This window comes from Rhizobium sp. SRDI969 (genome assembly GCF_025152725.1).
Classification (GTDB): Bacteria; Pseudomonadota; Alphaproteobacteria; order Rhizobiales; family Rhizobiaceae; genus Rhizobium; species Rhizobium leguminosarum_I.
In genome coordinates this window covers 139,855-165,367 of the sequence record NZ_CP104035.1, presented here as the reverse complement: position 1 = coordinate 165,367, position 25,513 = coordinate 139,855, and the positions used below count along the sequence as shown (strand labels likewise).

At 61.6% G+C, this 25,513-nt stretch carries 25 protein-coding genes and 1 tRNA gene; 16 read left to right on the top strand and 10 right to left on the bottom strand.

Features of this window, described 5'->3' with window-relative positions:
• Nucleotides 1-109 precede the first annotated feature (109 nt).
• Both N2A41_RS00840 and N2A41_RS00835 read left to right on the top strand, forming a co-directional pair.
• Nucleotides 110-1,069, top strand: coding sequence for an NAD(P)H-dependent flavin oxidoreductase (locus tag N2A41_RS00840; RefSeq protein WP_260109996.1), 960 nt, complete (start codon nt 110-112; stop codon nt 1,067-1,069).
• A gap of 121 nt (nt 1,070-1,190) precedes the next feature.
• Nucleotides 1,191-1,266, top strand: a tRNA-Thr gene (locus N2A41_RS00835).
• Nucleotides 1,267-1,309: 43 nt separating this feature from the next.
• Here N2A41_RS00835 and N2A41_RS00830 read toward each other — a convergent pair.
• Nucleotides 1,310-2,500, bottom strand: coding sequence for an IS481 family transposase (locus tag N2A41_RS00830; protein ID WP_260109368.1), 1,191 nt, complete (start codon nt 2,498-2,500; stop codon nt 1,310-1,312).
• A gap of 269 nt (nt 2,501-2,769) precedes the next feature.
• Here N2A41_RS00830 and N2A41_RS00825 point away from each other — a divergent pair, with 269 nt between their 5' ends.
• The 3 genes from N2A41_RS00825 to N2A41_RS00815 all read left to right on the top strand — a co-directional run bounded on the left by N2A41_RS00825 (nt 2,770) and on the right by N2A41_RS00815 (nt 5,767).
• On the top strand, nt 2,770-3,243 hold the full coding sequence (locus N2A41_RS00825; protein ID WP_017966863.1) for a hypothetical protein: 474 nt from the start codon (nt 2,770-2,772) through the stop codon (nt 3,241-3,243).
• Between the two features lie 370 nt (nt 3,244-3,613).
• Nucleotides 3,614-4,018, top strand: a complete 405-nt coding sequence (locus tag N2A41_RS00820) for a hypothetical protein (protein ID WP_222280888.1) — start codon at nt 3,614-3,616, stop codon at nt 4,016-4,018.
• Nucleotides 4,019-4,276: 258 nt separating this feature from the next.
• Nucleotides 4,277-5,767: an MDR family MFS transporter gene (locus N2A41_RS00815; protein ID WP_260109995.1), complete on the top strand. Its 1,491-nt coding sequence runs from the start codon at nt 4,277-4,279 to the stop codon at nt 5,765-5,767.
• 86 nt (nt 5,768-5,853) lie between these two features.
• Here the strand turns inward: N2A41_RS00815 and N2A41_RS00810 are convergent, their stop codons facing one another.
• Nucleotides 5,854-6,699, bottom strand: coding sequence for a class I SAM-dependent methyltransferase (locus N2A41_RS00810; protein ID WP_170262953.1), 846 nt, complete (start codon nt 6,697-6,699; stop codon nt 5,854-5,856).
• Between the two features lie 317 nt (nt 6,700-7,016).
• A complete protein-coding gene (locus N2A41_RS00805; protein WP_260109994.1) occupies nt 7,017-7,955 on the bottom strand; it encodes an IS110 family transposase in 939 nt (312 codons plus the stop codon).
• A gap of 561 nt (nt 7,956-8,516) precedes the next feature.
• On the opposite strand from N2A41_RS00805, the gene N2A41_RS00800 reads away from it, so the two are divergent.
• Both N2A41_RS00800 and N2A41_RS00795 read left to right on the top strand, forming a co-directional pair.
• Nucleotides 8,517-10,481: an adenylate/guanylate cyclase domain-containing protein gene (locus N2A41_RS00800; RefSeq protein WP_206119885.1), complete on the top strand. Its 1,965-nt coding sequence runs from the start codon at nt 8,517-8,519 to the stop codon at nt 10,479-10,481.
• A 115-nt stretch (nt 10,482-10,596) separates the two neighbouring features.
• Nucleotides 10,597-11,331, top strand: a complete 735-nt coding sequence (locus N2A41_RS00795; protein ID WP_260109993.1) for a phosphotransferase enzyme family protein — start codon at nt 10,597-10,599, stop codon at nt 11,329-11,331.
• A 20-nt stretch (nt 11,332-11,351) separates the two neighbouring features.
• On the opposite strand, the gene N2A41_RS00790 is transcribed toward N2A41_RS00795, so the two are convergent.
• The 3 genes from N2A41_RS00790 to N2A41_RS00780 all read right to left on the bottom strand — a co-directional run bounded on the left by N2A41_RS00790 (nt 11,352) and on the right by N2A41_RS00780 (nt 12,894).
• A complete protein-coding gene (locus tag N2A41_RS00790; protein WP_170262950.1) occupies nt 11,352-11,843 on the bottom strand; it encodes an SRPBCC family protein in 492 nt (163 codons plus the stop codon).
• Nucleotides 11,824-12,186 (bottom strand): ArsR/SmtB family transcription factor, encoded by a 363-nt coding sequence (locus tag N2A41_RS00785; protein ID WP_170262949.1) that lies wholly within the window; start codon nt 12,184-12,186, stop codon nt 11,824-11,826. Before N2A41_RS00785 ends, N2A41_RS00790 begins: the two co-directional genes overlap by 20 nt.
• 66 nt (nt 12,187-12,252) lie before the next feature.
• On the bottom strand, nt 12,253-12,894 hold the full coding sequence (locus N2A41_RS00780; protein ID WP_170262948.1) for a dihydrofolate reductase family protein: 642 nt from the start codon (nt 12,892-12,894) through the stop codon (nt 12,253-12,255).
• 148 nt (nt 12,895-13,042) lie between these two features.
• Here N2A41_RS00780 and N2A41_RS00775 point away from each other — a divergent pair, with 148 nt between their 5' ends.
• Nucleotides 13,043-13,399, top strand: coding sequence for an ArsR/SmtB family transcription factor (locus N2A41_RS00775; RefSeq protein ID WP_064245196.1), 357 nt, complete (start codon nt 13,043-13,045; stop codon nt 13,397-13,399).
• Nucleotides 13,383-13,862 carry an SRPBCC family protein gene (locus N2A41_RS00770; RefSeq protein ID WP_170258816.1) on the top strand — a complete coding sequence of 160 codons (480 nt, stop codon included), beginning with the start codon at nt 13,383-13,385 and terminating at the stop codon, nt 13,860-13,862. Before N2A41_RS00775 ends, N2A41_RS00770 begins: the two co-directional genes overlap by 17 nt.
• 114 nt (nt 13,863-13,976) lie before the next feature.
• Here the strand turns inward: N2A41_RS00770 and N2A41_RS00765 are convergent, their stop codons facing one another.
• Nucleotides 13,977-14,132, bottom strand: a complete 156-nt coding sequence (locus N2A41_RS00765; RefSeq protein ID WP_246726217.1) for a hypothetical protein — start codon at nt 14,130-14,132, stop codon at nt 13,977-13,979.
• Nucleotides 14,133-14,238: 106 nt separating this feature from the next.
• A complete protein-coding gene (locus tag N2A41_RS00760; RefSeq protein ID WP_260109992.1) occupies nt 14,239-14,616 on the bottom strand; it encodes a nuclear transport factor 2 family protein in 378 nt (125 codons plus the stop codon).
• Nucleotides 14,617-14,742: 126 nt separating this feature from the next.
• Here N2A41_RS00760 and N2A41_RS00755 point away from each other — a divergent pair, with 126 nt between their 5' ends.
• Nucleotides 14,743-15,201, top strand: a complete 459-nt coding sequence (locus N2A41_RS00755; RefSeq protein WP_017966851.1) for a MarR family winged helix-turn-helix transcriptional regulator — start codon at nt 14,743-14,745, stop codon at nt 15,199-15,201.
• Nucleotides 15,202-15,234: 33 nt separating this feature from the next.
• Here the strand turns inward: N2A41_RS00755 and N2A41_RS00750 are convergent, their stop codons facing one another.
• Nucleotides 15,235-17,229, bottom strand: coding sequence for an ABC transporter ATP-binding protein/permease (locus tag N2A41_RS00750; RefSeq protein ID WP_260109991.1), 1,995 nt, complete (start codon nt 17,227-17,229; stop codon nt 15,235-15,237).
• A 48-nt stretch (nt 17,230-17,277) separates the two neighbouring features.
• Entirely contained in the window at nt 17,278-18,177 is a 900-nt protein-coding gene (locus N2A41_RS00745; RefSeq protein WP_017966849.1) for a GntR family transcriptional regulator, read from the bottom strand.
• 341 nt (nt 18,178-18,518) lie between these two features.
• Here N2A41_RS00745 and N2A41_RS00740 point away from each other — a divergent pair, with 341 nt between their 5' ends.
• From N2A41_RS00740 to N2A41_RS00715, 6 genes are all read left to right on the top strand, one after another.
• A complete protein-coding gene (locus tag N2A41_RS00740; protein ID WP_260109990.1) occupies nt 18,519-20,021 on the top strand; it encodes a UxaA family hydrolase in 1,503 nt (500 codons plus the stop codon).
• A 145-nt stretch (nt 20,022-20,166) separates the two neighbouring features.
• Complete coding sequence (locus N2A41_RS00735; protein WP_222296229.1) at nt 20,167-21,186, top strand: aldo/keto reductase; 1,020 nt, start codon at nt 20,167-20,169, stop codon at nt 21,184-21,186.
• A gap of 11 nt (nt 21,187-21,197) precedes the next feature.
• Nucleotides 21,198-21,644 carry an RbsD/FucU family protein gene (locus N2A41_RS00730; protein ID WP_017966846.1) on the top strand — a complete coding sequence of 149 codons (447 nt, stop codon included), beginning with the start codon at nt 21,198-21,200 and terminating at the stop codon, nt 21,642-21,644.
• Between the two features lie 208 nt (nt 21,645-21,852).
• Complete coding sequence (locus N2A41_RS00725; RefSeq protein WP_170258803.1) at nt 21,853-22,842, top strand: ABC transporter substrate-binding protein; 990 nt, start codon at nt 21,853-21,855, stop codon at nt 22,840-22,842.
• Nucleotides 22,843-22,950: 108 nt separating this feature from the next.
• Entirely contained in the window at nt 22,951-24,504 is a 1,554-nt protein-coding gene (locus N2A41_RS00720) for a sugar ABC transporter ATP-binding protein (protein ID WP_260109989.1), read from the top strand.
• A 27-nt stretch (nt 24,505-24,531) separates the two neighbouring features.
• Nucleotides 24,532-25,506, top strand: a complete 975-nt coding sequence (locus tag N2A41_RS00715) for an ABC transporter permease (protein WP_017966843.1) — start codon at nt 24,532-24,534, stop codon at nt 25,504-25,506.
• Nucleotides 25,507-25,513: the final 7 nt, after the last annotated feature.

Sequence of the window (25,513 nt, the reverse complement as noted above, 5' to 3'; positions counted from 1 at the left end):
TATATATTCCGGCTGAAATCGACGAAGGCATGGCAGCCGCTCTTTTATCGCATTTTCATCTCTGTTATGAGATTGACGTTTTCGTAAACGTCAGTGGAAGCGATGAACCATGGCCCTGCCCCCAATCCTCAAGGACAGATTGAGACTGCCGGTCATCGGCTCGCCGCTGTTCATCATCTCGCATCCGGCGCTGACGCTGGCGCAATGCAAGGCAGGCATCGTCGGAGCGTTTCCGGCGCTGAACGCCCGGCCGGAAAGCCAGCTCGACGAATGGCTGGCCGAGATTACCGAGGAGCTTGCCCGCCACGACACCGCCCATCCCGAGCGGCCGGCCGCGCCCTTTGCCGTCAACCAGATCGTCCACATGTCGAACAAGCGGTTGGAGCATGACCTTACGCTCTGCGTCAAATACAAGGTGCCGATCGTCATCTCCTCGCTCGGCGCCGTGCCCGAGGTCAACGCCGCCGTGCACTCCTATGGCGGCATCGTGCTGCATGACATCATCAACAACCGCCATGCCCATTCGGCGATCCGCAAGGGAGCCGACGGGCTGATCGCAGTTGCCGCCGGGGCCGGCGGCCATGCCGGCACGCTGTCGCCCTTTGCCCTCGTCCAGGAAATCCGCGAATGGTTCGACGGGCCGCTGCTGCTGGCCGGCGCCATCGCCACCGGCGGCGCCATCCTCGCCGCAGAAGCGATGGGCGCCGACATGGCCTATATCGGCTCGCCCTTCATCGCAACGCAAGAGGCGCGCGCCGCGGACGCCTACAAGCAGGCGATCGTCGAAGGCGCCGCTGGCGATATCGTCTATTCCAACTATTTCACGGGCGTGCACGGCAACTATTTGAAGCCCTCGATCGTCGCCGCCGGCATGGACCCCGACAACCTCCCCTTAGCCGATGCCTCGAAGATGGATTTCGAGCAGGCTATCGGCGGCGCCAAGGCCTGGAAGGACATCTGGGGCAGCGGCCAGGGCATCAGCGCCGTCAAGGCGGTCGAGCCGGTCAAAAAACTCGTCGACCGGCTGGAAGCCGAATACAGGGCGGCGCGCGCCCGGCTGGCGCTCTGAGGCGCGCCTTCCCGCCCCCTCCCTCTTTTTTGCCAAAGCCATGACAGGGTGCTTGAATTCTTCGATCAATGCCTGTATCAGCGCCATGCAAATCGCAGGCCGCATGCTTCGGCCGCGAGGGGCCGCTTTAGCTCAGGTGGTAGAGCACATCATTCGTAATGATGGGGTCGCAGGTTCGAGTCCTGCAAGCGGCACCAGTTCTTCGCTGTCCATTCCCGACACATAGGTAACGGAACGTACCTAAGACATGGGTGACAACCTCGTGCCGAACGGGTTGTCGATGGTTTGCAAGGTTCTCTGCTCCAGGTCGATATATCCCAGATCATAGTGCATGAAGCTGACGAGCCAAATGCCGTTGTCGACTTCTTTGATGCCGAGTTTCTGTCCGGCCATGACGGTTGAGATATTGATCTTCTTGCGGTGCATACAGATGCGTCCACAATGGGTGACCAGCACGTCGCGGTCATGGAAGGGGTATTCGATCTCGGGCAGGCCGGTATAGAGGCGGTCTGACGGCCGATAAATCTCTGCCGGATGCCGCATGTTCAGCGCCTCATGTGGGCGTTCCTCGTTGAATTCGCGGATGAAGTCATCGAAGCGTGCCTGCTGTTGGAGGATCGTCCTGCCGGGCGGGCGGGTGGCCTCCTTCTTCAGCGTCAGATGCATGCGCTCGTGGCGGCCGTTCTGCTGCGGGTGACCGGGTTTGATGCGCTCGATGCCGATGCCGAGCCTCAGCCACCAGACCGACAGCTTCGACAGATTGTAGAGCCCATTGGGGCTGGCGAAGGGCAGACCGTTGTCGGAGCGGATGGCGGTGGGCAGCCCGCGTTCGGCAAAGAGCCTGCGGAAGGCTTCGAAGACGCCCTGCTCGCGGGTCGATTCGAAGGCCTCGCAGCAGAGAAGGTAGCGTGATGCCTGGTCGGTGACCGTCAAGGGGTAACAGTAGCGTCCGTTGCCGAGCTTGAACTCTCCCTTGAAATCGGCGCACCAGAGGTCATTGGGAGCAAGCGCTTCACCAAGCACCGTTCCCACGGCCTTGTTCGCCCGGTTCCTCTTGCGGGCCTGGCTCACAAGGCCGTGTCGGTCGAGCACGGCATGCACGGTGCTTGTGGCGGGAATGCGCACATCGCCTGCAAGCCGCTTGACCAGAAGCTCCCGGATTTTGCGTGCTCCCCAATATGGTTTTTCCTTCTTCAGTCGCACGATCATCGCCGTGACTGGCTCGGGCAACTGGTTGGCATAACGGACCGGTCGGCGCGACCGGTCCGTCAGGGCATCAAGCCCTTCGTCCTTGTAACGGTTGAAGATCTTGTAGCCGGTCTTGCGCGAGATGCCGAATTCCCGGCAAACATCGCTCATACCCTCGCCCTCAAGCAGCCGGGCGACAAATCGAAGACGTTCCTCCATGACCGAAATCTCTCTCCACGGCATCAACACCTCCCGCTTCAAAACGGAAAGTGTTACCCATGTCTCCGGTACAAAACGTCACCTATCTCTCAGGTCGGGCACGCGTGCTGAAAATCTATATTTTAAGCCTCTCTTAAAAGTCTGAATCCATCCTATAGACTGCTTTTGGCCACTCGGCCGGCAAAGCTTCAACAGTTTGAGAGCTGCTTCACTCAAGGGGCTGGCTGCCCTTCATCTACATATGCGCGACCAATGCCGATCGAACGAGAGCAGGTTAGCGATTAGGAGGATCCATGAAGACATCGCTTTTAAGCATCGCGCTTTTCACAATTACCCTATCCGCTGCGCAGGCAGCAGACTTCCCTCTCGCCTCGTGTGCTGGATGGAACGGAACGCTCGTCAGCAGGACCGGCACCGATTCAAGCACTGCCGTTATCACAGGCAAGCTCACTCGGGCCGACTTCCAGGAATATTGCAAGCGAGACCCGGGATGGGAGACAACAGTCCATGGCGGCAAACTTACCGTCAAGCAGTGCGTGGCGATGTACACAAAAGAGAATGGGAAAGACACTTTCCGTTCCACCGCCAATTGCAGCGAAGGCACCCTCTCCTTCGAACCTTCTGCCGGAAAACCGGTGAGCGTCACTTTCCCATTACCAGAGAATTCAGACGTTTCGTGCGCTTCGGGGATGCCGCCGCTGATCGAGCAATTCAGGCTTCTCTGCCCTCAGGCGGCACGGGAGTTTCATTTGATGGATGACGAATGACAGTGGGTGGATCGGCATGCTCTCGCTACTGCTTCTCCATGAAGCTTTGAGGCGGTATTTCGAGTCAGCTCTCAAATGATGGCGGGGTTGCGCCCTGCGCCGCTGACCGGTCCGCATAAACGCGAGGACGAGCGCCGATCTGCATAGCCAGCACGGTCCGAACAATTCCCACGCTGCGGCCGATCTGGCTTCAAACAAAATTTCGAGCCTCGACAGCCGGCTTTTCTGCCCATCATGGAGATACAGGTCCAGTAGTCGCCCAAGCCGTTATCTGTCCCAATCAAACGACCGTGAAAACCGCAACTACGACAGGAACAATGCCACCCCCGTTCCGGTTTCCTCCCCTGAGACAACAAGCATGGAGAAAATCATGTCCTGCAAGTTCATCGCGATATCATTGCTTTCGATCGGCCTGGCCGGTTCGGCCATGGCGCAGACGGCCGGAGGTGCGGATGCCAATGGGCGGCTTTCGGTGGCGCCGATTATCGGCGGATCGGGGAGTTCGGGCGCCGGTTCCGCCGGCGCCGGGTCGGCGGGCACTGGTTCTGTCGGCGGCGGTGCAACGGGTACCGGGTCTGTTGGCACCGGTTCTGTCGGCACCGATCCCGGCACCACCGGCAGCACGACCGGCAATGGCGGCGTCAATCTCAATAGCGGCCGCAGCACGATCAATCCCGGCGGGGTCAATCCCAACCTGCAGCAGACGCCGGGTTGCGCGGGAGCGGCCGGCACGGGCACGGATAACAGCTCGGTCGGCGATGCGTGCCCGCGATGAGGATAGAGCAATTGTTCGCCTTCCCTCCCGACAGAATGAAGGCCCGGCGTTGCTCAGCCCGGGCCTTCGCTCGACCGAAACCTCCCCTGACATCGCGCGAAAAGGATCGCTGCCGTCAGAAACCGGTCGCGGCCTGCTTTACCGTTCGGCCCTGAAGACGTAAAAGAGCCACATCACTCCGCAAGCGGCGCATCGCCCCACACCAAAGCCAGCCTGCCGATATTTCCGGCATCTGCGGAGCACCCGAAGAGGATCGTCATGTCGAATGCAGCGCAACGCTCGAACCGCGTGCTTATCGTCGCCACCATCATGCTCGCGACCTTCATGGTGGCGATCGAGGCGACGATCGTGGCGACCGCGATGCCGCGCATCGTCGGGCAGCTCGGCGGCTTTTCCTACTACAGCTGGGTGTTTTCGGCCTTCCTGCTGGCGCAGTCGACGACCACGGTCATCTACGGCAAGCTTTCCGACATCTTTGGGCGCAAGCCGGTGCTGATCGGCGGCATCCTGATCTTCCTCGCCGGCTCTTTGCTCTGCGGGCTTGCCTGGTCGATGATGTCGCTGGTGCTGTTCCGGCTGCTGCAGGGGCTCGGCGCCGGCGCCATCCAGCCGGTGACGACGACGATCATCGGCGATCTCTTCAAGCTCGAGGAGCGCGGCCGTGTGCAGGGCTTCATGGCGACCGTCTGGGCGACATCGGCGGTCGTCGGCCCGCTTGCCGGCGGCATCATCGTCGACAACATCTCCTGGGCCTGGATCTTCTGGATCAACCTGCCGATCGGCATCATCTCGATCCTCGCCTTCATGATTTTCCTGAAGGAGGATGTGGCCCACAAGCAGGCCAAGATTGATTACCTCGGAGCGGCGCTGTTTTCGATCTCGATCGTCGCACTTCTCATCATGCTGACGGAAACCGATGCCAGCGCCTGGATCCTGATTTCGCTCTTCGCCATCTTCGTGGTCGCCGGCCTTTTCTTTCTCGCCCAGGAGAAGCGGGCGCCGGAGCCGATCATTTCGATCCCGCTCTGGAGCCGAAGGCTGATTGCGACCAGCAATGCGGCAACGCTGCTGGCCGGCATGGCGCTGATCGGGCTTTCAACAATCCTGCCGATCTATGTGCAGGGCGTGCTCGGCCGTTCGCCCGTTATCGCAGGCTTCACACTCACCATGCTCGTCGTCGGCTGGCCCCTGGCGGTGATCCTCTCCGGCCGCTTCTACAAGGCCTTCGGCATCCGCCGCACCTTGCGCGTCGGCAGCCTGATGTTTCCCTTCGGCGCCTGTTTCCTGTTGTTCCTGACCCCTGACAGTTCGCCGGTCGTTGCCGGCGCCGGCTCGTTTTTCATGGGCTTCGGCATGGGTCTCATCAGCCTCACCAGCATCGTGCTGGTGCAGGAGAGCGTCGAATGGTCGATGCGCGGCAGCGCCACGGCGTCGATCATCTTTTCCCGCAGCCTCGGCAATACGCTCGGCGCCACCGTGCTCGGAGCCATCCTCAATGCCGGCATCAATTACTATGCGAGCGGCGAGGCGGCGGCAGGCCTGCATGAGGCGCTGAACCAGCCGACCGGGCTTTCGGCACTCGCCGCCGATCCGGCGATCCGCGCCGTCTTCAACGCGGCCCTGCACTGGAGCTTCTGGGGCGTCGTCGTCGTTGCGGTGCTGACCTTCTTCACCACCTGGCTGATCCCGGTCGGTCATGGCCAGCAGCGCGAAGGGGCGGCCGTCGCAAGCGAGGCGGCCTCGCATTAACGCGGTTCAGCTTGTGGGAACGCAGACATGCTGCGTTTTCACAACGGTGGATTGGGTTGGGAGAGTTGAAGGAATCCTGCAGCAACCTATCGCGTGCCTGTGATCACAGTTGCCGTTGAGCGAAGGTGAACTTGTCCATCGCTGACGGATTGTAGCGCCAGCTCCAGGACCTCGCCACGGATCCTCGCCCGTGTTGCCGCATCCGCCCTGGAAAGTCCGGCGACCACAGGCGCGGCGATCTCGGTCATGAAGTCCCAGTAGCGCTCCGGGGCATCGTGCACCATCATCGCCGACACCTCTTCCTCGGCGACATCGACAAGGCCCGCCTCTTTGAAGGTCTCGGCCATCATGCCTTCCGCCGCGCAGCGGAACAGGCCCGGAGAACCGGGCGGCGGCGGGGGCATTTCCACGTGGCGGGCGATCGTGCCCATGACCGTGGTCGCCCATGGATTTTTGGCAGGAGCGCTCCAGACTGCGGCGCAGACGCGTGCACCGGGCTTTGCCACGCGCGCCATCTCCCTGGCGGCGGCAGCGATATCCGGGAAGAACATGAACCCAAACCGGCAGAGGACGGCGTCGAAACTGGCATCGGCAAAAGGCAACGCGCCCGCATCGCATAATTGAGTTTTGAAGTTTTTGAGGCCACGCGTGGCCGCATTTTCGGCGGCAGCAGTCAGCATATTTTCCGAGAGATCGGTGACGACAACCTGACCGTCGGGAATTGCCGCGGCCGCCGTCAGCCCGGGTTCGCCAGTGCCCGCGGCTATGTCGAGCACGCTGAAGCCGCTGGAGAGATTGGCGCGCCGAAGCATGGCGTCGCCAAACGGCGCGAGCCAACCGAGAACCAGACTGTCCCATTTCTTCCAGCCGGCCGAAAACTTGTCCCAGGTCTCTCGCTGCTGGTTACGGATATCGTCGAGATTTGCTGACATGCCCCGCCTCCCCCATGCGCCGACCGGCAGAGCCGGGAATGCCGACACTATGGGCCACTGATGGCGGGATTCAATGGAAATAAGCGCCATTGCGCGGCAAATGCCACGATTGCTGCAATCCGGCGGCAGCTTTGGGCCGAGAAGATATGAACGCCGCTGCTGCCGGTGAGATCAGCACGCCCATCATCCGCCTGACCGCAGGTCTCGCCTACCCCTGCCCGGCAGAAAGTATGGCGAAAGCGCTACCACTGACCTCTTCTCCCCAACGGGGAGAAGTGCCGGAGCGATAGCGAGGCGATGAGCGACTATCTGGGTTGTCAAGTTGCGCATTCGAATTCTCTTCGCGCATCCCGTGCTTTTGCATTGAGAATGACCAGCAGTTTTCGGGCGAGCGCAATGCGGATAACCATTTTTGGCTTGCCAGCGCTCTGCAACCTTTGCCTGAAGGCAGCCAAATGCGGATCGTACCTGGCCGCGGTGGCGGCGACCAGGAACAGGATGCCACGCGGTCCGGAGCGCCCGCCGCGCACCGGCCGGGGTCCGCTGCGTTTGCCGCTATCGTTGGCAATCGGCGCCAGGCCGGCCAGTTTGACGATCGCCTTGTTGGAGATTCGGCCGATTTCGGGCAGTTCGGCCATCAGCCGGGCAACGGTACGGTCCGCCACCCCCTTGATCGAGCGAAAGGCTTGGTTGAGGCAGGCCCAGAGCGGATCGTCGTCGATCATCGAGGCAATCTCGCCCTCAAGGGTGCGGCTCTGGCGCACCAGAAGCGCGATCACTTCGTCGAGGCTTGCCACACTCTGCTGATCGCGGGCAGCACTGCGGCGCTGCCTCTGGACGGTCAGATCGCTGGTGACCTGAGACAGCCGCGTCATCAGCGCCGACAGCCGCAGCTGCGCGGCTTTCGGCGGCGGCAGGGCAGACAGCCGCCTGGCCTCGGCATAATGGGCGATCATCGCCGCATCGATCCGGTCGGTCTTTTCCAGAAAGCCCATGGCCTCGGCAAAGCGGCGCACATGGCGCGGATTGGCAAGCGCGCAGGCGATCCCCAACTCCCACAACAGCAGGAAGGCCGAACGCTCGTAGCCGCCCGACGCCTCCATGACGACGAGCTCGACACCCTGCTCCCGGCAGAGCGCAGCCAGCGCGCCGATGCCGGCCGCATCGTTGCTGAAACGCTCAAAAACCCCGGACGGGCGGATAAACGCATCCAGCCAGTCCTTCGAAACATCCACTCCACATATAACTCTGTTCACGGTAACCTGCCTTGTGCGTGCGGTTGAAGCCAAGCGACTATTCGGTCGTACGTGACGATGACGAAGATCCCAGGCTCATCCACGGTTGTAACCGGAGGGGGAAACGGGCGACTTCGTCACGCCTCTGGCTGGGTGGCCACCCAGCCAGAGGCTCAATCGCTTCCATCGCACATAAAATCTAACATGCAGATACAAGGGGGTGAGCGGCAGAGCCGCGAATGCCTGGAGCGTAAGCGAAGGGCAATCAACGGCGTGCCGTGCCGCCCCCTTCCGACCGTTCGGGCCACCGACCGGGTCGAGCCACGTGTCTCGACCCGTCCTCCGGACCCCCGAGGGGAGAAGAGGGAGCCAAGCCGCCTCGCCAGTCATCAACCGGATAGCATCTCCGCGCTGTGCGCAAGCGGCGCGGGGAATCCGATATCCGCCACAAGCAAAGATCTGCAGCAGCCATAGCCAGCGAACTCAGCAGCGCCGAGGCACTCCCATGACTGCCTTGTGTAAATCCTCAAAAAGCAGTTAGCTGCCATCGTTGGGGACGCTCATTCCTGCACGGCTGCTGAAATGTGTCCGCATTTCGAGGGATATCTCGTGCTCTGGTCCAAACCCCTGAGACTGCACCTCGGCGTCCTCGTCGTCGCATCGCTGCTTTGCACGTCGACGCCAATCATCTGGCTGGCGTTCAGGCAGGGAAGCAACGCTGCGGTCAGCGCCGGCGTGCAGCAGATGCGCGAGATGAGCCTGCGGCTGATCGAGGGATACCGCAATACGCTGCAGGGCGGCACCGAGGCGGTGGCGCTCGCATCGACCCTGCCGCTGCTCGCCTCCCCGCCGCCGCAGGATATCGCGGCAAAACAGCAATTCTTCCTGGAGATCCTGCGAAGCGTCCCCAACGCGACGAGCATTTACACCGGCTACCCCGACGGTTCGTACCTGCAGGTCATCAACACCGAAAGGCGCGATGTTCGCCAGACGCTGGCGGCACCCGACCGTACGGCTTTCGCGATCAGGACGATCGCCGGCAGACACGGTGCTGATGTCACCTCGACGCTGCGGTTTCTCGACAGGGATGCAAAGCCGATCGGCGAGCGGGAAATCGACTATGCATTCTTCGACCCCAGGCAACGGCCGTGGTATCAATCCGCCGTTCAGCACGGCGTGCCGGTGTCTGTTGGGCCCTATGTCACCGGAACGCTCAAGGTTCCGACGCTGACGATCGCAGCCCCGATGCGGGACAATGGTCAGGTGGTCGTCGGCATCAACATTCACCTGCAGACCATCAGTCGCCTGCTGGACGCGCAGGAGATTTCGCCGCGGGCGCGCGCCTACATCATCGACGATGCCGATGATCTGATCGCCCATTCCGACCCGGCGACCATGGAAAGGCTTCTCGGCATATGGTCGAAAAATGCCGATGGCGCCGTTGCCGTCGATACGACGACAGACAGTTACGACACGAGCCTGGAAACGGTGGCGAGGCTCAGGCGCGATCCCGCCTTTGCCAATGGCGGCGTGGCGCGGATCGATCTCGATGGCGAACGCCAGATCCTGCAGATCGCCCCCGTCGGCGTGTCCGGTCTGTTCAAGGGAAGCGTCGCCGCAATCGTCGTGCCTCTGGAAGATCTGGTGGCCGAGGCCAATCGGCTGCTCCTGCACAATCTCCTGATTGCCAGCGCCTTCGTGTTCGCGGGTGTCGCTGCCTCGGTGCTGCTGTCGCGCATGGTCAGCCGCTCCCTCTATCGGCTGGCCGACGAGGCGCGCAGGATTGGCGACCTCGACGTCGGCGAGAAAGGTGTCTCCCACTCCTGGATATCGGAGATCAACACGCTGGCGAGCGCGCTGGCGGCAAGCCGCCATGCCATCAGCCAGTTTGCCCTCTATGTTCCGCGTGAAGTCGTGAGAAGGATCGTCAATCCCGAAGGGCGAGCGGTCGCCAAGGCGCAGCGGCAGGATGTGACCGTGCTGTTCACCGACATCAGGGACTTCACCACCATCTCGGAGCAGCATTCGCCCGAGGAGGTTGTGGATACGCTGTCGGCCTATTTCGAACTCTTGAACACCATCGCCGAGCGCCATAGCGGCACTGTCGTGCAATATCTCGGCGATTCCATTTTCGTCATGTGGAACGCCCCAGTTCCAGATGCCAGCCATGCCGAAAACGGCTGCCGCTGTGCGCTTGCCATGAAAGCGGCGGTCGAAGAGTTGAATGAAGCCAACCGCCGGAATGGCCGTCCCGCGCTCGTCACGCGATTTGGATTGCACACCGGCCCGGCGGTCGTCGGCAGTTTCGGAGCGATTTCGCGCCAGCAGTACACGGCCATGGGAGATACGATCAATGTCGCCTCACGGCTCGAAGGACTGAACAAGGAATTCAACACCTCGATCCTGGTGAGCGCCGCCATCCACGATGCTGTCGGCACCTGCTTCGAACTTCGGCCGCTGGGTCTGGTGCAGGTCAAAGGGCGCGCCGAGAAGGTCGATTTATGGGAACTGGTTGGTGAAAGCCGGAGGACGCAGGAGAGAGGTTGAGGCGTTCGGGTTGCTACCAACGGCAGCTTCGCGCCAGCCGCCAGCGGCCTTTGTGGCCTAGTAAACTTCTCTATTTCTTCCGTCAATTTAATCATGGCCGCCAAGGGTATCGCCAATGGGATGGGAAGCACTCGGGCAATGGGGTGAAGACGCGGTTCGCATCGAACCGCTCACGGGTGGAGTTGCCAACGACGTGTGGAGCGTTCGCGTCCACGGGCAGATCGCGGTCGCTCGTCTCGGCTCCAGGAGCGACGCTGACCTCGCATGGGAAGCCGAGCTGCTCCAATACCTCGGCCGTGAAGGTATGACGGTTCCGGTACCGATCCCGACGACTGACGGCCGGCTGTTCGTGGACGGGCTGGTGGTGATGAAATACATCGAGGGCGGACCGCCCGAGACGGGGTCCGACTGGCGTCGCGTCGCCGACACACTGCGCGAGCTGCATCGGCTGACGCAAGGCTGGCCGCAGCGCCCGGGCTGGCGATCGTCGAGCGATCTCCTGCATACTGAGACCGGAACAAGGATCAACCTTGCGGCGATGCCGCCTGAGGGCGTTATTCGATGTCGAGCAGCGTGGGCGCGGCTCATCGGCCGTCCGACGTGCGTTGTCCACGGCAATCCCAACAGCCCTGCCAACGTCCGCATGACTGCAGATCGGGTCGCGTTGATCGACTGGGATGAGACACATGTCGACGTCCCCGACCTTGACCTGGTGCTGCCCGGCAACGCCGCCGATCTCGACGACGGCGCACATGACATGGCCGCGCAAGCCTCAGCCGCATGGGAAGCCGCCGTCTGCTGGCCAGACGATTACGCAGTCAAGCGGCTTGCCGAAGTTCGAGCGGTATAAGACGTTTCGAAGGCGCGCTGTCACGCGCTCGCACTGAGCGTGACGAGAAGTTCATCCAACTGCTCGAACTGCTCGGGCAGCGCGTCTTCCATGCCGACGAAAGACTGGTCGAGCGCTTCCTTCGAGGGATAGAGTTCCTGCAGGACCAGCAGCGTCCTGCCGTCCTGTTCCTCGAAGGTCACCGTGGTGACGGCGCCGTCCCCGCCTTCGTCATTGGTCCAGACGAGGCGCGATGGCGGCGACACGTCGAGATACTTGCCGAAGAAGGCCATGGCGTCCGACGCGTCGCGTCCGAACGCGATGCGATAGCTGCCCCCGGTGCGAACATCCATCTCGCAGGAAAGGATCGGCACGCCCATCGACTTCGGCGCCCACCACAGCTTGAACAATTCGGGCTTGGTCCACGCGTCGAATACGAGGCGAACCGGGGCGTCGAAGGTGCGCGTCACCACGAGTTCAAGCTCGGATCTCCGTTCGACCGCCGTGCGGCCGTTACTCACTCTGTCTCCCATCGATTTTCTCCCTCCGTTTCAGGCCCTCGACCACTTCATCCAGCGCATCGAAGCGTGCGTTCCAGATCTGGCGGCGCGCCTCGATCCAGGCCGCCTCCTCCTCGAGCCCGCGTGAGCCCAGCCTGCAGGTCCGCACTCGCCCGACCTTCTCCGTCGTCACCAGTCCCGCCTGCTCCAGGAGACTGACGTGCTTCTTCATGCCCGTGAGGCTCATGTGGAACGTCTCTGCAAGCTCCGTGATCGAAGCATCCGCACTGCCGAGTTGCTCCAGAACGCCGCGTCGCGTGGCGTCCGAGAGCGCGGCAAAGGAAGCATCAAGGCGGGCTGTCAAAAACTGAACCATCTGGTTCAGTATCTAGCACGCGGATCGGCGTCATGCAAGGGGCGGAAATCGGCCTCAGCTTGGTGACTAGCGTTGGAAAGTGAGGTGGATGGTGCCGCTCGGTGACGTTTCGGTCTTGACGGTGCAGCCGGCTTCCAGGCCGCGCAGATCGTCCCACAGGCGGATGCCGCGCCCCAGCAAAATCGGCGTGATGGCAACATGAAGGCGGTCGACAAGGCCGGCTTTGAGATAGTCGCGAACGACCGAGGGGCCACCGCCTATCCTCACATCCCTACCGTTTGCGACCCCCACGGCCTGCTGGAGCGCATCATCAGAGGTGGTATTGAGGAAGTGGAACGTCGTCCCGCCGGCCATCTCGATGGAGGGCCGCGGCTTGTGGGTGAGAACGAAGACCGGACACCCGAACGGTGGCTCGTCGCCCCACCAGCCGCGCCAGTTCGGATCGTCGGGAAAGTTGTGCAGACCGAACATGCCGGCGCCCATGATCTCGGCGCCCACATTCTCGAAATATTCCTTCGCATATTCGTCGTCGACACCTGTGATCCCTGCTCCCGTCGTATCCTTGAGCACGCGCTCCCGGAAGGTTCGCGTTGCCGCATAGGCGCCGACCAGACGCGGCCAGTCCTCGCCGAACGGGGTTTCGGGCGTCTGGTCCGTTGTTGTCGCGAAACCGTCGAGCGAGATCATGAGATCAACACGAACGACCATTGGAGTCCTCCTTGAAAGGTGTTGCGCCACAGCGGCTCCTGCATTCGGGGCTGAACACTAAGGCAACTACCTTCATATTTCGAGCCGGATACTAAGGCAAGTACCTTTTTATCCTTGACCGCCGCCCCCGACCAATTTACGGATTGATATGCCTTACCATTCGACCCCCCTCGATCTCGCCTTTCACGCTCTCAGCGACCCGACCCGCCGCGCCGTGGTGTCGCGGCTGGTCGAAGGCGAGTTGCCGGTCAGCGCGCTCGCCGAACCTTTCGACATGGCGCTGCCCTCCTTCGCCCAGCATCTCAGGGTGCTGGAAGATTGCGGGCTGATCGCCAGCGAGAAGCGCGGGCGCAGCCGCTGGTGCCGGCTGGTGCAGGCGCGTTTCGACGAGGCGGCGGACTGGATGATATCGGAGCGCCGGCGCTGGACCGAGCGGCTGGATCGGCTCGAAGTCTACCTGGACAAAACCGAAGAGGATGACGAAGGACATGGCAAACCTGTTTGAGACATGGTCGCTCGACCGCGAGATCGTGCTGGTGAAGCTGCTCAACCACCCACGCGACAAGGTCTTTGCCGCCTGGATGGACCCCAAGGCGCTTGGCGAATGGTACGGCCCGGCCGGCCTCAGCATCGAGACCCACGAAGCCGATATCCGCGAGGGCGGGGTCTGGCGGTTCGACATGGTGGGTGTGTTCGAGGGAAAGCAGCAACGCTTCCCGAACCTCATGCGCTTTCTGGAGATCGTGCCGAACGAGCGGATCGTGATGGACTATGGCACGCCCGACCCCGACGACCCCGACCGTTTCCGAGCCACGGTGACCTTCGACGAGCAGGCCGATGGCAAGACGGTGCTGACCATGCGCCAGCTCCACCCCAGTGCCAAGCGGCGTCAGGTGGTCATCGGCTTCGGCGCGGTGGAATACGGGCTGCAGACGCTTGATGGACTCGCCGCCTGGCTGGACGGCTGAGCCCTTGGTGGCTCGGTGCCGCTCACGCCACAGTTGGCGATGGCCGGGGCGGCGTGCAGATCGAGCTGCCAGCTGAAATATCAGACCGGGAACGGCCCGTGGCGGAGCATGATCTCATTGGCCTTGGCCCGGTTTACCGGGCACGTTCACCAGCTCGGCAAATTTCTCGAAATAACGCCGCCCGATCGTATCAGGCGTGATGGTCGCCAAGACTTTGGATGCGCCATCATGCAGGTTCTCGTGATGGTGCACCGTGCCTGCCCCCGGCATTGCAGCGTCTTTTCAGACGCGCAAAGGACCCTGCAACACTTTGAATCGCTGCATAATTCTATGCTTAGATCGATTCCGATTCCGGGAATTACGCAGTAATGCAAGTTTACAGTGCATCCCGGATATCGAAGCGGACGATCTTGTCGCCTTGCATGCGAAAGACATGCGTCACGGTCTTGTCCTTCAGGCCATGACTTTGATTTTCCAGTGGCCGGCCATCGAGGTTAAAGACCGACTGGATTACCTCGACAGCGACGGCGCCATCTGGCGTTTCTTCAAATGCGACCGGCTCGACGTGGGGACTAATGACAGCCCACTGGCGTGTCCAATAGTCGCGCACGGCCTCACGGCCATTGATATGGCCGCCCTCCATGCCGTTGGCCCAGGCGACATCATCGGAAAGAACGGCCAGGACAGCGTCAATGTCTCTGGCATTGAAGCTGGCATAGATGCGCTTGATCATTTCGACGTCATTTTTAGACATGTCGTTTCCTCAATGGAGATTGAACTATTCGCTGGGCGGCATCGAAATGACATTGTCTCACGCCGCACATCAAGATACATATGTACATATATATCTCGCGGTCAAGCGCAGGCAAGGGGGACGGAAATGAATGAAGACGTGCTTTCAACGCCGGGGCATCTCATCAGTCTTGCGGCGCGGGGGTTTATCCGCCTCAGCGAGTCACGCCTTAAACCGCTCGGCTTCGGTGTCGGCCAGTTGCCCGTCCTGGTAGCGCTGCAAGATGGCAAGGCCAGCACGCAGCGCGACCTCGCCCGCTTTGCCAGGGTCGAGCAACCGCCGATGGCGCAGATGCTCGCACGCATGGAGAGGGATGGCTTGATCGAGCGCACACCCGACCCAGCTGACGGTCGCAGCAGCCGCATCGTGCTGACGAAAGCCGCGCAGGAACGCATGCCTGAGGCAATCACAGCCTTGTTCCGGGGCAATCGTGAGGCATTGACCGGCTTCACAGATGCGGAAGCGGGACAACTTGTCGATCTGCTCAAGCGGCTGATCGAAAATCTGGATCAGATTGCAAGCGCGGAGTCTCCGCTGCGCGATTGATGATTTTGTGCCAAGCCGACTTCATTTTCCGTTCTAAGGCTGCGGCGCATTGCTCGCGGTCGTGCTGCCTTTCGGTGGGGAGCGGCGGTTCTCCAGAACGCGTGACAGCAGGTTCGGTTTTCTCGTGCGCTTGATAAGATCGATATCGCTGACCAGCTTTGCGCCGCCCTCGCGCCGCTCGAGCGTGATCTTGCGGCTATGAAAGGCTTCCAGCTCGGCGCGATGCGCGACGCTGATGATGGTGACCTCGGGCAATTCATCGATCACCATCTGCATCATCTTGTCCTGGCTCTTCTCATCGAGTGCCGAGGTTGCTTCATCCAGCACGATGATATCGGGTTGGTGCAGCAGGAGACGCGCAAAGGCGAGCCGCTGCTTTTCGCCGCCCGACAAGGTCTGGTCCCAGGGCGCCTCTTCCTCGATCCTGTCCTTCAGATAATCCAGTCCCACCTTGTCGAGGGCCGACTTGATCTCATCCAGCGGCCAGCTATCAGCGGCGCCTGGATAGGCGACGGCACGGCCAAGCGTCCCCGAAGGAATATAGGGCCGTTGCGGCAACATGAACAATCGCCTGTCGGCGCGGAAATCGACGCTGCCGCCGCCCCACGGCCAGAGACCTGAGATGGCCCGCACCAGCGTGCTCTTGCCCGACCCGGATTCACCGGCGACGAGCACCCGCTCGCCGGGCTCGATCTCGACCCGGGTTTCCGTGACCACGGCGGTGCCGTCGTCTAGCGACACCGAGAGATCGTTGAGGCTGAGCATCGCCTCGCCTTCGGTTTCGCCATGCTTGATGCGCCCGAGCGAGTCGCTCTGTTCGGCACGCTCCAGCCCGTCGAGCGACATCATCAGCGAAGCGACGCGCCGCGCGCAGGCATTCCAATCGGCAAGACGCGGGTAATTATCAACAAGCCATCCGAAGGCGGTCTGGACGATGGCGAAGGCTGAGGCCGCCTGCATGACCTCTCCCAGCGTCATGCTGCCTTCGAGAAATTTCGGCGCGCAAAGCAGGACCGGCACGACGGGCGCAATCAGCATCGACCCGTGCGAGACAAATGTCGTGCGCATGTGCTGGCGGGCCAGCAGCGCCCATTGCTTCAGCACATTGCGAAAGGTCTTGTCGAGGTCGTTGCGTTCCTCCTCCTCGCCGCCGAGAAGCGCGATGCTCTCGCCGTTTTCCCGCACATGCGTCAGCGTGTAGCGAAATTCGGCCTCGACCTGGTTCTTGACCTCGGAGACCTGCACGAAATGACGGCCGATCACCGCGATCACGCTTGAGGTGATCACGGCGTAGAGGACCGCTGTGACGACGAGAAAGCCGGGAATGGTGACGGTCCACCCGCCGATCGGCAGCGTCAAAGCACCGCCGATCGTCCACAGCACCACGATGAAGGTCGAGGCCGACAGGAACGCCGCGATGACACCGGCGATGAAATCGACGGGGGATTCGGTGGCAATCCTCAGATCCTCCGAGATGCGTGCCTCGGGGTTCTTGTGATCGCCGCCGATGAGGTTCAGCTGATAATATCGGCCGTTTGCAAGCCAGCGCGCGATGACTGCGGTCGCGAGCCAGGAACGCCAGCGCCGCTGTATCATCATGCGGACATAGACTTGTGCGGTGACCAGGATGACGCTTCCGAGCACGAGCGGCACGAACACGCCGCTGAGGTAATAGACGGTGCCGGCATCATGTCGCTCTATGGCGTCGAATATCCCGCGGTTCCAGCGATTGATCCCATACTGGAAGCCGACATTCATGCAGATCATCGCCAGCAGCCCGATCGAGCACGGCCAGGCAAACCTGTCACCGCGACGACCCCAGTAACGGCGCGCGCTAATCCAGAAGCGCTTGAGCAAATACCGCTTGCGCGCCTGCTCAGCCTCCTCAGGCGTCAACTCCGGATCGGGTTCAGTGACATTTGGCGGCGGCCCGACCTCGACAGCCGATGCCGTCTCCTGGCGTGTCTTATCGGCACCGTGCGGTTCGGTACCGTCGACCGATGTCGGATTGAGTTTAGCGTCGGCCATGCCAGCGATAACGGCTTACATACCGAAATGTTTCATGGTGGGCTCCCCTCACGCGCTCTCCGTCGCGATCTGCGGCAGGGATTGCAGCAGGGTCTGGCGGGCGGAATGCAGATGCGCGCGGCAGGCGGTTTCGATCGCCGCCTGATCGCCGGATTCCAGCGCTGCGATATAATCCAGATGTTCGTGGATGGCGCGCTCGTTGCGCGCGCGGGCGGCGGTCTTGTTCCACTGGTAGTGATAGTGGAAGACGATGGCGATGGCGTCGTAGAAATCGGCGATGAAGCGGTTCTTCGAGGCGCGGTGGATCAGCAAGTGGAAGCGCTCGTCGAGAACGGAAAAATCCTTGAAGCGGTGGTTGATGTCGGCAAGCATGGTGTGATGTTCGTCGCGGATAGTGGCAAGATCGGCCCAGCTCTGATTATCCCTGGGAAGCCGGCCGAATTCGGCGGCGGAATGCAGCTCGAACATCTCGCGCACATCGGCAAGTTCGAGGGCGAATTCGCGGGTGAAGCCTTTGAGCGTCCAGTGGCTGTTCGGCCGTTTCTCGATGAGGCCGAAGCGGGAGAAGCGGATCAGGAATTCGCGCACGCTTGTTGTGCCGGTGCCGATTTCGCGGGCGAGCTCCAGCTCGTTGATCTGCATGCCGGGGGCGGCATCGTCGGCAAGGATGCGCTGCATGAAGCTGCGCTCGATGATATCATGGAGGGAGTCGGTTTCTTCGGAGGGAAAGAGGTCATGGTCGGTGGGTTGGCGCAGCACGATCTTCTGGCGCTTGTTCCAGCGGATGATGCCTTCTTCGCTGAGCCGCGTCAGGATGGCGCGCGCCGTCGAGCGGCTGACGCCGAGCTGGGCCGCGATCTCCGGCTCCGAGGGCAGCGCGCTATCCCTGCGCAGCGCTGCGGCATACCTGTTGTAGGCTTCCTTGAAAACCGTATTCTGCCTTGCCACCAGACCCCGCTTTCCGCCCTCGTGACCGTCGCCCGCTTCAAAGCAGGGCAGAACAGACCGGGGCTTGTTCAAACGACCTTTAGCTTAGTTCCGGTCGCCTGCGGCTCATTGCCTCCCTCGTCCACAGGATCAATATTCCCGTTGACTTGAAAATGTTTATTGTAGATAAAAAACAAAATCAATGCGCATTCGCCGATGCAGCGAGCGTTTCGCTAGAACAGGGTGATTTTAGGTGGGATGGCCTGAAAATCTGAATCCTGTTCTAAATTAAAGAGTTAGAGCATGAAGTCGTCCGAAAACCGCTGACACTTTTCGGCATCATGCTCTAGGGAGATAGAGACTTGGACAAACTGCCTTGGATCATCCTTTCGGCTGGCGACAATGTCGCGGTCGCAACGGCGGCAATCGCGCCGGGTTCGACGGTTGCCGGCATTCAGACCCGTGAGAAGATCGACCCCGGCCATAAGGTGGCGATAGCGGATATTCCGCTCGGGTCACCCGTGGTGAAATACGGGCAGGCAATCGGCCGCACCACGGCCGAGGTCAAGGCCGGCGACCATGTGCACAGCCACAACCTGCATTTCGAAAACGACCGGCTGGCGGCGACCGCCAATTCGGCGCCGGAAGCGGCGACGGTCGACGACGTGGGGCGCACCTTCATGGGCTATCGTCGCGCCGACGGACGGGCGGCGACACGCAACTATATCGGCATCATCGCCAGCGTGAACTGTTCCACCACGGTCTGTCGGGCGATCGCCGACGAGGCCAATCGGATGATCCTGCCGCATTATGAAGGCATCGACGGTTTTGTGCCGATCGTGCACGACCAGGGCTGCGGCATGAGCTCGACCGGCGACGGCATGAATGTGCTGCACCGGACGCTCGCCGGCTACACAAGACATGTGAATTTCGGCGGCGTGCTGATGATCGGCCTCGGTTGCGAGGTCAACCAGTTGACGCTCTACGGTCAGAGTGGAGCGGGCGCCTCGAAGCGGCATTTCAACATCCAGGATGCCGGCGGTTCGCGCCGCGCGGTCGAGCGCGCCATGGGCATGCTGCGCGAAATCGCCGCCGATGTCGGCAAGGAAAAACGCGTGCCGATGTCGATCGGCGAGATCATCATCGGCCTGCAATGCGGCGGCTCTGACGGCTTTTCCGGCATCACCGCCAATCCGGCGCTGGGTGTCGCGGCCGACCTGCTGGCGGCGGCCGGCGGCACGGCGATCCTGTCGGAGACTTCGGAAATCTATGGTGCAGAACACCTGCTACGCAGCCGCGCCGTCAGCGACGAGGTGGCAAAGAAGCTCGACGAGAAAATCGCCTGGTGGGAGGACTATGTCGCCCTGCACGGCGCCTCGCTCGACAACAACCCGTCGCCGGGCAACAAGCGCGGCGGGCTGACGACCATCCTCGAAAAGTCGCTCGGCGCGGTCGCCAAGGGTGGGCGCTCGCCGCTGACCGCGGTCTATGGTTACGCCGAGCGTGTCACGGCCCCCGGCCTCGTCTTCATGGACACACCAGGCTACGACCCGGTTTCGGCGACCGGGCAGGTGGCGGGCGGGGCAAACATGATCGCCTTTACCACTGGCCGCGGCAGTTGCTTCGGTTGCCGGCCGGCGCCGTCGCTGAAGCTTTCCAGCAATTCGGCGCTCTATGCCTCGATGGAAGAGGATATGGACATCGATTGCGGCACGATCGCCACGGGCGACGCGACGATCAGCGGCAAGGGCCGCGAGATCTTCGATCTGATCGTCGATACCGCCTCGGGCAAGAAGACCAAGAGCGAGATCTTCGGCTACGGCGACAATGAATTCGTGCCGTGGCATCTTGGTGCGACGCTGTAATCTTTGTTTTTACGCAATTCCGGACGGAAAACCGCTTCACACTTTTCCTGGGATTGATTTGAAGTACGCAATCCCGGTCGGAAAACCGCTTCACACTTTTCCTGGGATTGCTCCAAATAATTCAGCTTCTTCGTGAGGAGGAATGATGAAGACGAGACGGATCGGCAAGACCAAGCTGGAGGTGACCGAAATCAGTTTCGGTGCGGCCGCTCTCGGCGGTCTCTACCGCGACTGCCCGCGCGAGCAGGCAATGGAGACGCTGCAGGCGGCCTGGGACAGCGGCATCCGCTATTTCGACGTGGCGCCCTGGTATGGGCTCGGCCTTGCCGAGCGGCGGGTCGGCGATTTCCTGCGCGACCAGCCGGATGGCAGTTACGTGCTTTCCACCAAGGTCGGCCGGCTGCTTCGGCCGGTGCCGACCGGCACCGTGCCCGACTACAGCTATGTCAATCCTCTCTCCTTCGATGCCGATTACGATTATTCCTATGACGGCATCATGCGCTCGGTCGAGTTCAGCTATGCGCGCCTCGGCCTCAACCGCATCGATATTCTCTATGTGCACGATCTCGGCGTCTATACCCATGGCGCGGCGAAGAATGCGGTCCACCAGAAACAGTTTCTCGATTCCGGCGTGAAGGCGCTGGAGGAACTCAAGTCGTCTGGCGCGATCTCCGCCTTCGGCCTCGGCGTCAACGAAGTACCCGTCTGCCTCGACGTCATGCGCCATTCCGATCTCGACTGCATCCTGATGGCCGGCCGCTACACGCTGCTCGACCGCTCGGCCGTCGCCGAACTGCTGCCGCTCTGCCGAGAGAAGGGCACCTCGCTCGTCGTCGGCGGTGTCTTCAACTCCGGCATTCTCGCCACCGGCCCGGTGCCGGGTTCGCATTTCGACTATATGCCGGCTGATGACGACGTGCTTGCCAAGGTCGGCGCGATGGAGGCGATCGCCAAACGCCACGGGGTGCCGCTCGCTGCTCCCGCCCTGCAATTTCCGCTGCGTGAGGCGATCGTCGCATCGGTGCTGATCGGCACAGCCAAGCCGTCGAGCCTGACGCGCAACATGGAGATCGTCGAGCCGCCGCTTGCCGACGAGATCTATGCCGAATTCGAACCCTATACGCTGGTCGCGCCGCCGCTCGGCGCCGAAGCCGTCCGAGTCTGAGGAGAGATTATATGCTCAAGGGTATTCATCCGCTGCTTGGCCCCGACCTGCTCCATGCGCTGAAGACCATGGGACATGGCGACGACATCGTCATATCGGACGCCAATTTTCCCTCGGGCTCGATGGGCCCGCCGGTCATCCGCGCCGACGGCGTCAGCGCCACCGCGATGGCCGAGGCCATCCTGACCCATATGCCGCTCGACACTTTCGTGCCGGAAGCGGTGTGGCGGATGGAGGTGGTCGGCGATCCCGATGCGATGCCCGAGGTCTGCGCCGAGTTCCAGGAGATCGTGACGCGTCGCGCCGGCGATTTCCGCATCGTGCCGGTCGAACGCTTTGCTTTCTACGCGATGGCCCGCAAGGCCGCCTATATCGTCGCGACGACGGAATTCCGGCTGTACGGCAACCTGATTTTGAAAAAGGGCGTCGTCCATCCGCACGAGGTCGATCAAGCCTGATCCCTATTTTAGGGTATCGCGGTATTGAAATAAAATCAGTTGCTTGGCGGGAGTTTACCAAAGAAAAAAAGCCGGTTTGGCGCTCTTGCAATTTGATTGCGCCTCGGCTAGCTTCAATCGGCAAATGTTTTTTATCGATAAAAATCGTCCGCCTGCGTTCAGCGGCCGATTTATTTGGAGGAGAACGCACCCTGAGAGGAGAACCCTTATGAGTATCGTGAAATCCCTTCTGTCCCGCCGCGCCTTTACCGCGCTTGCAGGTGCCGCAGTTATCGCCACGGCGATGCCGGCACCGTCGTTTGCCGCCGATGTGACGATCCCGATCATCGTCAAGGACACGACGTCGTTCTACTGGCAGATCGTTCTGGCGGGCGCCCGCAAGGCCGGCAAGGATCTCGGCGTCAAGGTGCCGGAACTCGGCGCACAGGCCGAATCCGACATCAACGGCCAGATCAGCATTCTGGAGAACGCCGTTGCCGGCAAGCCGGCCGCCATCGTCATTTCGCCGACCGAATTCAAGGCGCTCGGCAAGCCGATCGATGAAGCGGCCAAGTCGGTTCCGATCATCGGCATCGACTCCGGCGCCGACTCCAAGGCGTTCAAGTCGTTCCTGACGACCGACAACGTTCAGGGCGGCCGCATCGCAGCCGATGGTCTGGCTGCCGCCATCAAGGGAATGACCGGCAAGGAAGAGGGCGAAGTCGTCATCCTTACCAATCTTCCGGGCGTCGGCTCGCTGGAACAGCGCCGCGAAGGCTTCCTGGATCAGGTGAAGACCAAACATCCGGGCCTGAAGGTCATTGCCGACAAGTATGGTGATGGCCAGGCAACGACCGGCCTCAACATGATGACCGACCTGATCACGGCAAACCCGAACCTCGTCGGTATCTTCGCCTCGAACCTGATCATGGCACAGGGCGTCGGCCAGGCGATCGCTGAAAACAAGCTCGGCGACAAGATCAAGGTCATCGGCTTCGACAGCGACGACAAGACGGTCGGCTTCCTCAAGGATGGTGCGATTGCGGGTCTCGTCGTTCAGGACCCCTATCGCATGGGTTATGACGGCATCAAGACCGCTCTTGCCGTCTCCAAGGGCGAGAAGGTCCCGGCAAATGTGGATACCGGCGCAAACCTCGTCACCAAGGCGAATATGGCCGATCCGAAGATCGACGCGCTGCTGAACCCGAAGATCAAGTAACGAAGACAGACAGGCCGCGCCGGATTCAAAAACCGGCGCGGCCTTTTCCATCTGTGCTATGTTTTGCGCTGGATGGAGAGCAGACGCGACATAAGGAGGAGAGGTCCCATGATCGGACTGGAAGAGGTCAGTCATCGCCATGATGACAGCGCCACGCTGAAAGAAGCCAATCGAATTCCCGCCGGATCGCCTATCCTTGAACTCAAGGGCTTGCAGAAGAATTACGGTCATGTGCAGGCGCTGAAGCCAGCGACGCTGACCTTTCTCGCCGGCGAAATCCACGCCATCGTCGGGGAAAACGGCGCCGGCAAATCCACCCTCATCAAATTGCTGACAGGCGTCATCACCCGCACGGCCGGCGAGGTGCTGTGGTGCGGCCAGCCGGTAGCGCTGTCGACGCCGAACGAGGCAATCGCGCGCGGCATCAACGCCGTTCACCAGGAAGTCGTGCTCTGCCGGCACCTGACCGTTGCCGCCAACCTCTTCCTCGGCGACGAGGTCAACCGCTACGGTCTGATGCGCAAGAAGCAGATGGTGAAGATGGCGCAGGCCGTGCTCGACGATCTCGGCTTCGGCCTTCCGGCAGGAGCGCTGTTGAGTTCGCTGACGATTGGCCAGCAGCAGCTGGTGGCGACGGCGCGCGCGGCCATGCGCGGCACGCAGTTTTTGATCTTCGACGAACCCACAGCCTATCTCACACGTCAGGAATCGGCGCAGCTTTTCAAGCTGATCCGCCGCCTGCAGGGCGAAGGCGTCACCATCGTCTATATCAGCCACCGCATGGAGGAAGTGTTCGAGCTTGCCGACCGTGTCTCGGTGCTGCGCGACGGCACGCATGTCGGCACGCGCCTGATCGGCGAGACCAACGACGCCGAACTGATCGCACTGATGATCAACCGCTCGATCGAACAGATCTACCACAAGGAAGAGATTGCGATCGGCGAGACGATCGTCCAGGTCAACGGCCTGAGTGGCCCGGGTTTCGAAGACATATCGCTGAGCGTCAAGGCAGGACAGATCGTCGGGCTCTATGGCCTGATCGGCGCCGGGCGCAGCGAATTCGCGCTCGGGCTCTACGGCCGCCAGCCGACGACATCAGGCGATGTCCAATGGATGGGCAAGCCTGTCGATATCCGCAACGAACGCACGGCGATGGAGCTTGGCATTGCGCTGGCGCCGGAAAGCCGGCGCGACCAGGGACTTTGCCTCAACCTGTCGATCGGCCTCAACATCAATCTGCCGGTGTTCGGGCGGCTGAGCCACGGGCCGGTGATCAATCACACGCGCGAATCGGCCAATGCCGACAGGCAGATCCGCAATCTCAGCATCAAGACGCCGAGCCGGCGCGTTCCGGCCTCCAGCATGTCGGGCGGCAATCAGCAGAAGATCGTCATCGGCAAGTGGCTGAGCCATGGCGCAAGGCTTTTCATCTTCGACGAGCCTACCGTCGGCGTCGATGTCGGCACCAAGGCGGAAATCTACCGGCTCTTCGCCAAGCTTCTGAAGGAGGGCGCCGGCATCATCCTGATCTCCTCCTATCTGCCCGAGGTCTACGAACTGGCCGACCGGCTGCACGTCTTCCGCGCCGGCAAAATCGTCGCCAGCCATGATTTCCACGCGGCGACGCATGAAGAAGTGCTCAGCGAAGCGATCGGCGTCTGAGCCAAAAGAATAAGAGGGAGAAAATTCATGACTGCTACCCCCACCGAAATCGTCGCGCCGCCGCCGCGCCGGAAAATGAACATCCTGTTCGGCCTGACGCTGATCGGCCTGCTGCTCTTCCTCTGGGTCTTGCTCGGCATCTTTACCGTCAGCTTCTGGACGCCGCTCAACATCTCCAACCTGCTGCGTCAGGGTGCGATGACGGCAATTCTCTCGCTTGGCCAGACCTTCGTCATCATCACCGCCGGCATCGACCTTTCGGTCGGCGCCATCGTCGGTTTTTGCACCGTCATCATCGCCTGGCTGCTACAGGCGGGCGTGCCGCTCTGGGCGGCGATCGTGCTGACGCTGCTCATGGGCGTGGCGATCGGCGGCTTCCATGGCTTCGGCATCGTGCATATGGGCCTGCCGCCATTCATCATCACGCTGGCAACGCTGACATCGCTGCGCGGCATCGGCCTGCTGATCACCAACGGCTCGACGATCAGCATCACCAATGAGGGTTTCAGCAATTTCGCCCGCGCCGATCTGCTCAGTATTCCCAGCCTGTTCTGGATGGTCATCCTGGTGGCGGTTCCCTCCTTCATCTTTCTGCATCTGAGCCGCTGGGGCCGCTATCTCTTTGCGGTCGGCTCGAATGCCGAAGCGGCGCGCCTTTCCGGCGTCAACGTCAAGGGTATGATCTATCTTGCCTATATCCTGTCTGCCTCCTTCGCCGCCTTCGTCGGCGTGCTGCTTGCCTCGCGCATCGCGATCGGCAATGCGACGCAGGCCGACGGCTGGGAACTGCAGGCGATCGCCTCGTCGGTCATCGGCGGCACCAGCCTGTTCGGCGCGGTCGGCTCGGTGCATGGCCCGCTGATCGGCGCCTTTATTCTCGCCACCATCAACAACGGCGCGAACCTTCTGAACGTCAATTCCTTCTGGCAGCGCATCATCACCGGTCTGCTGATCATCGTGATCGTGTTCTTCGACCAGCTGCGCCGCCGCCGGAGCAATTGAGCGGCGA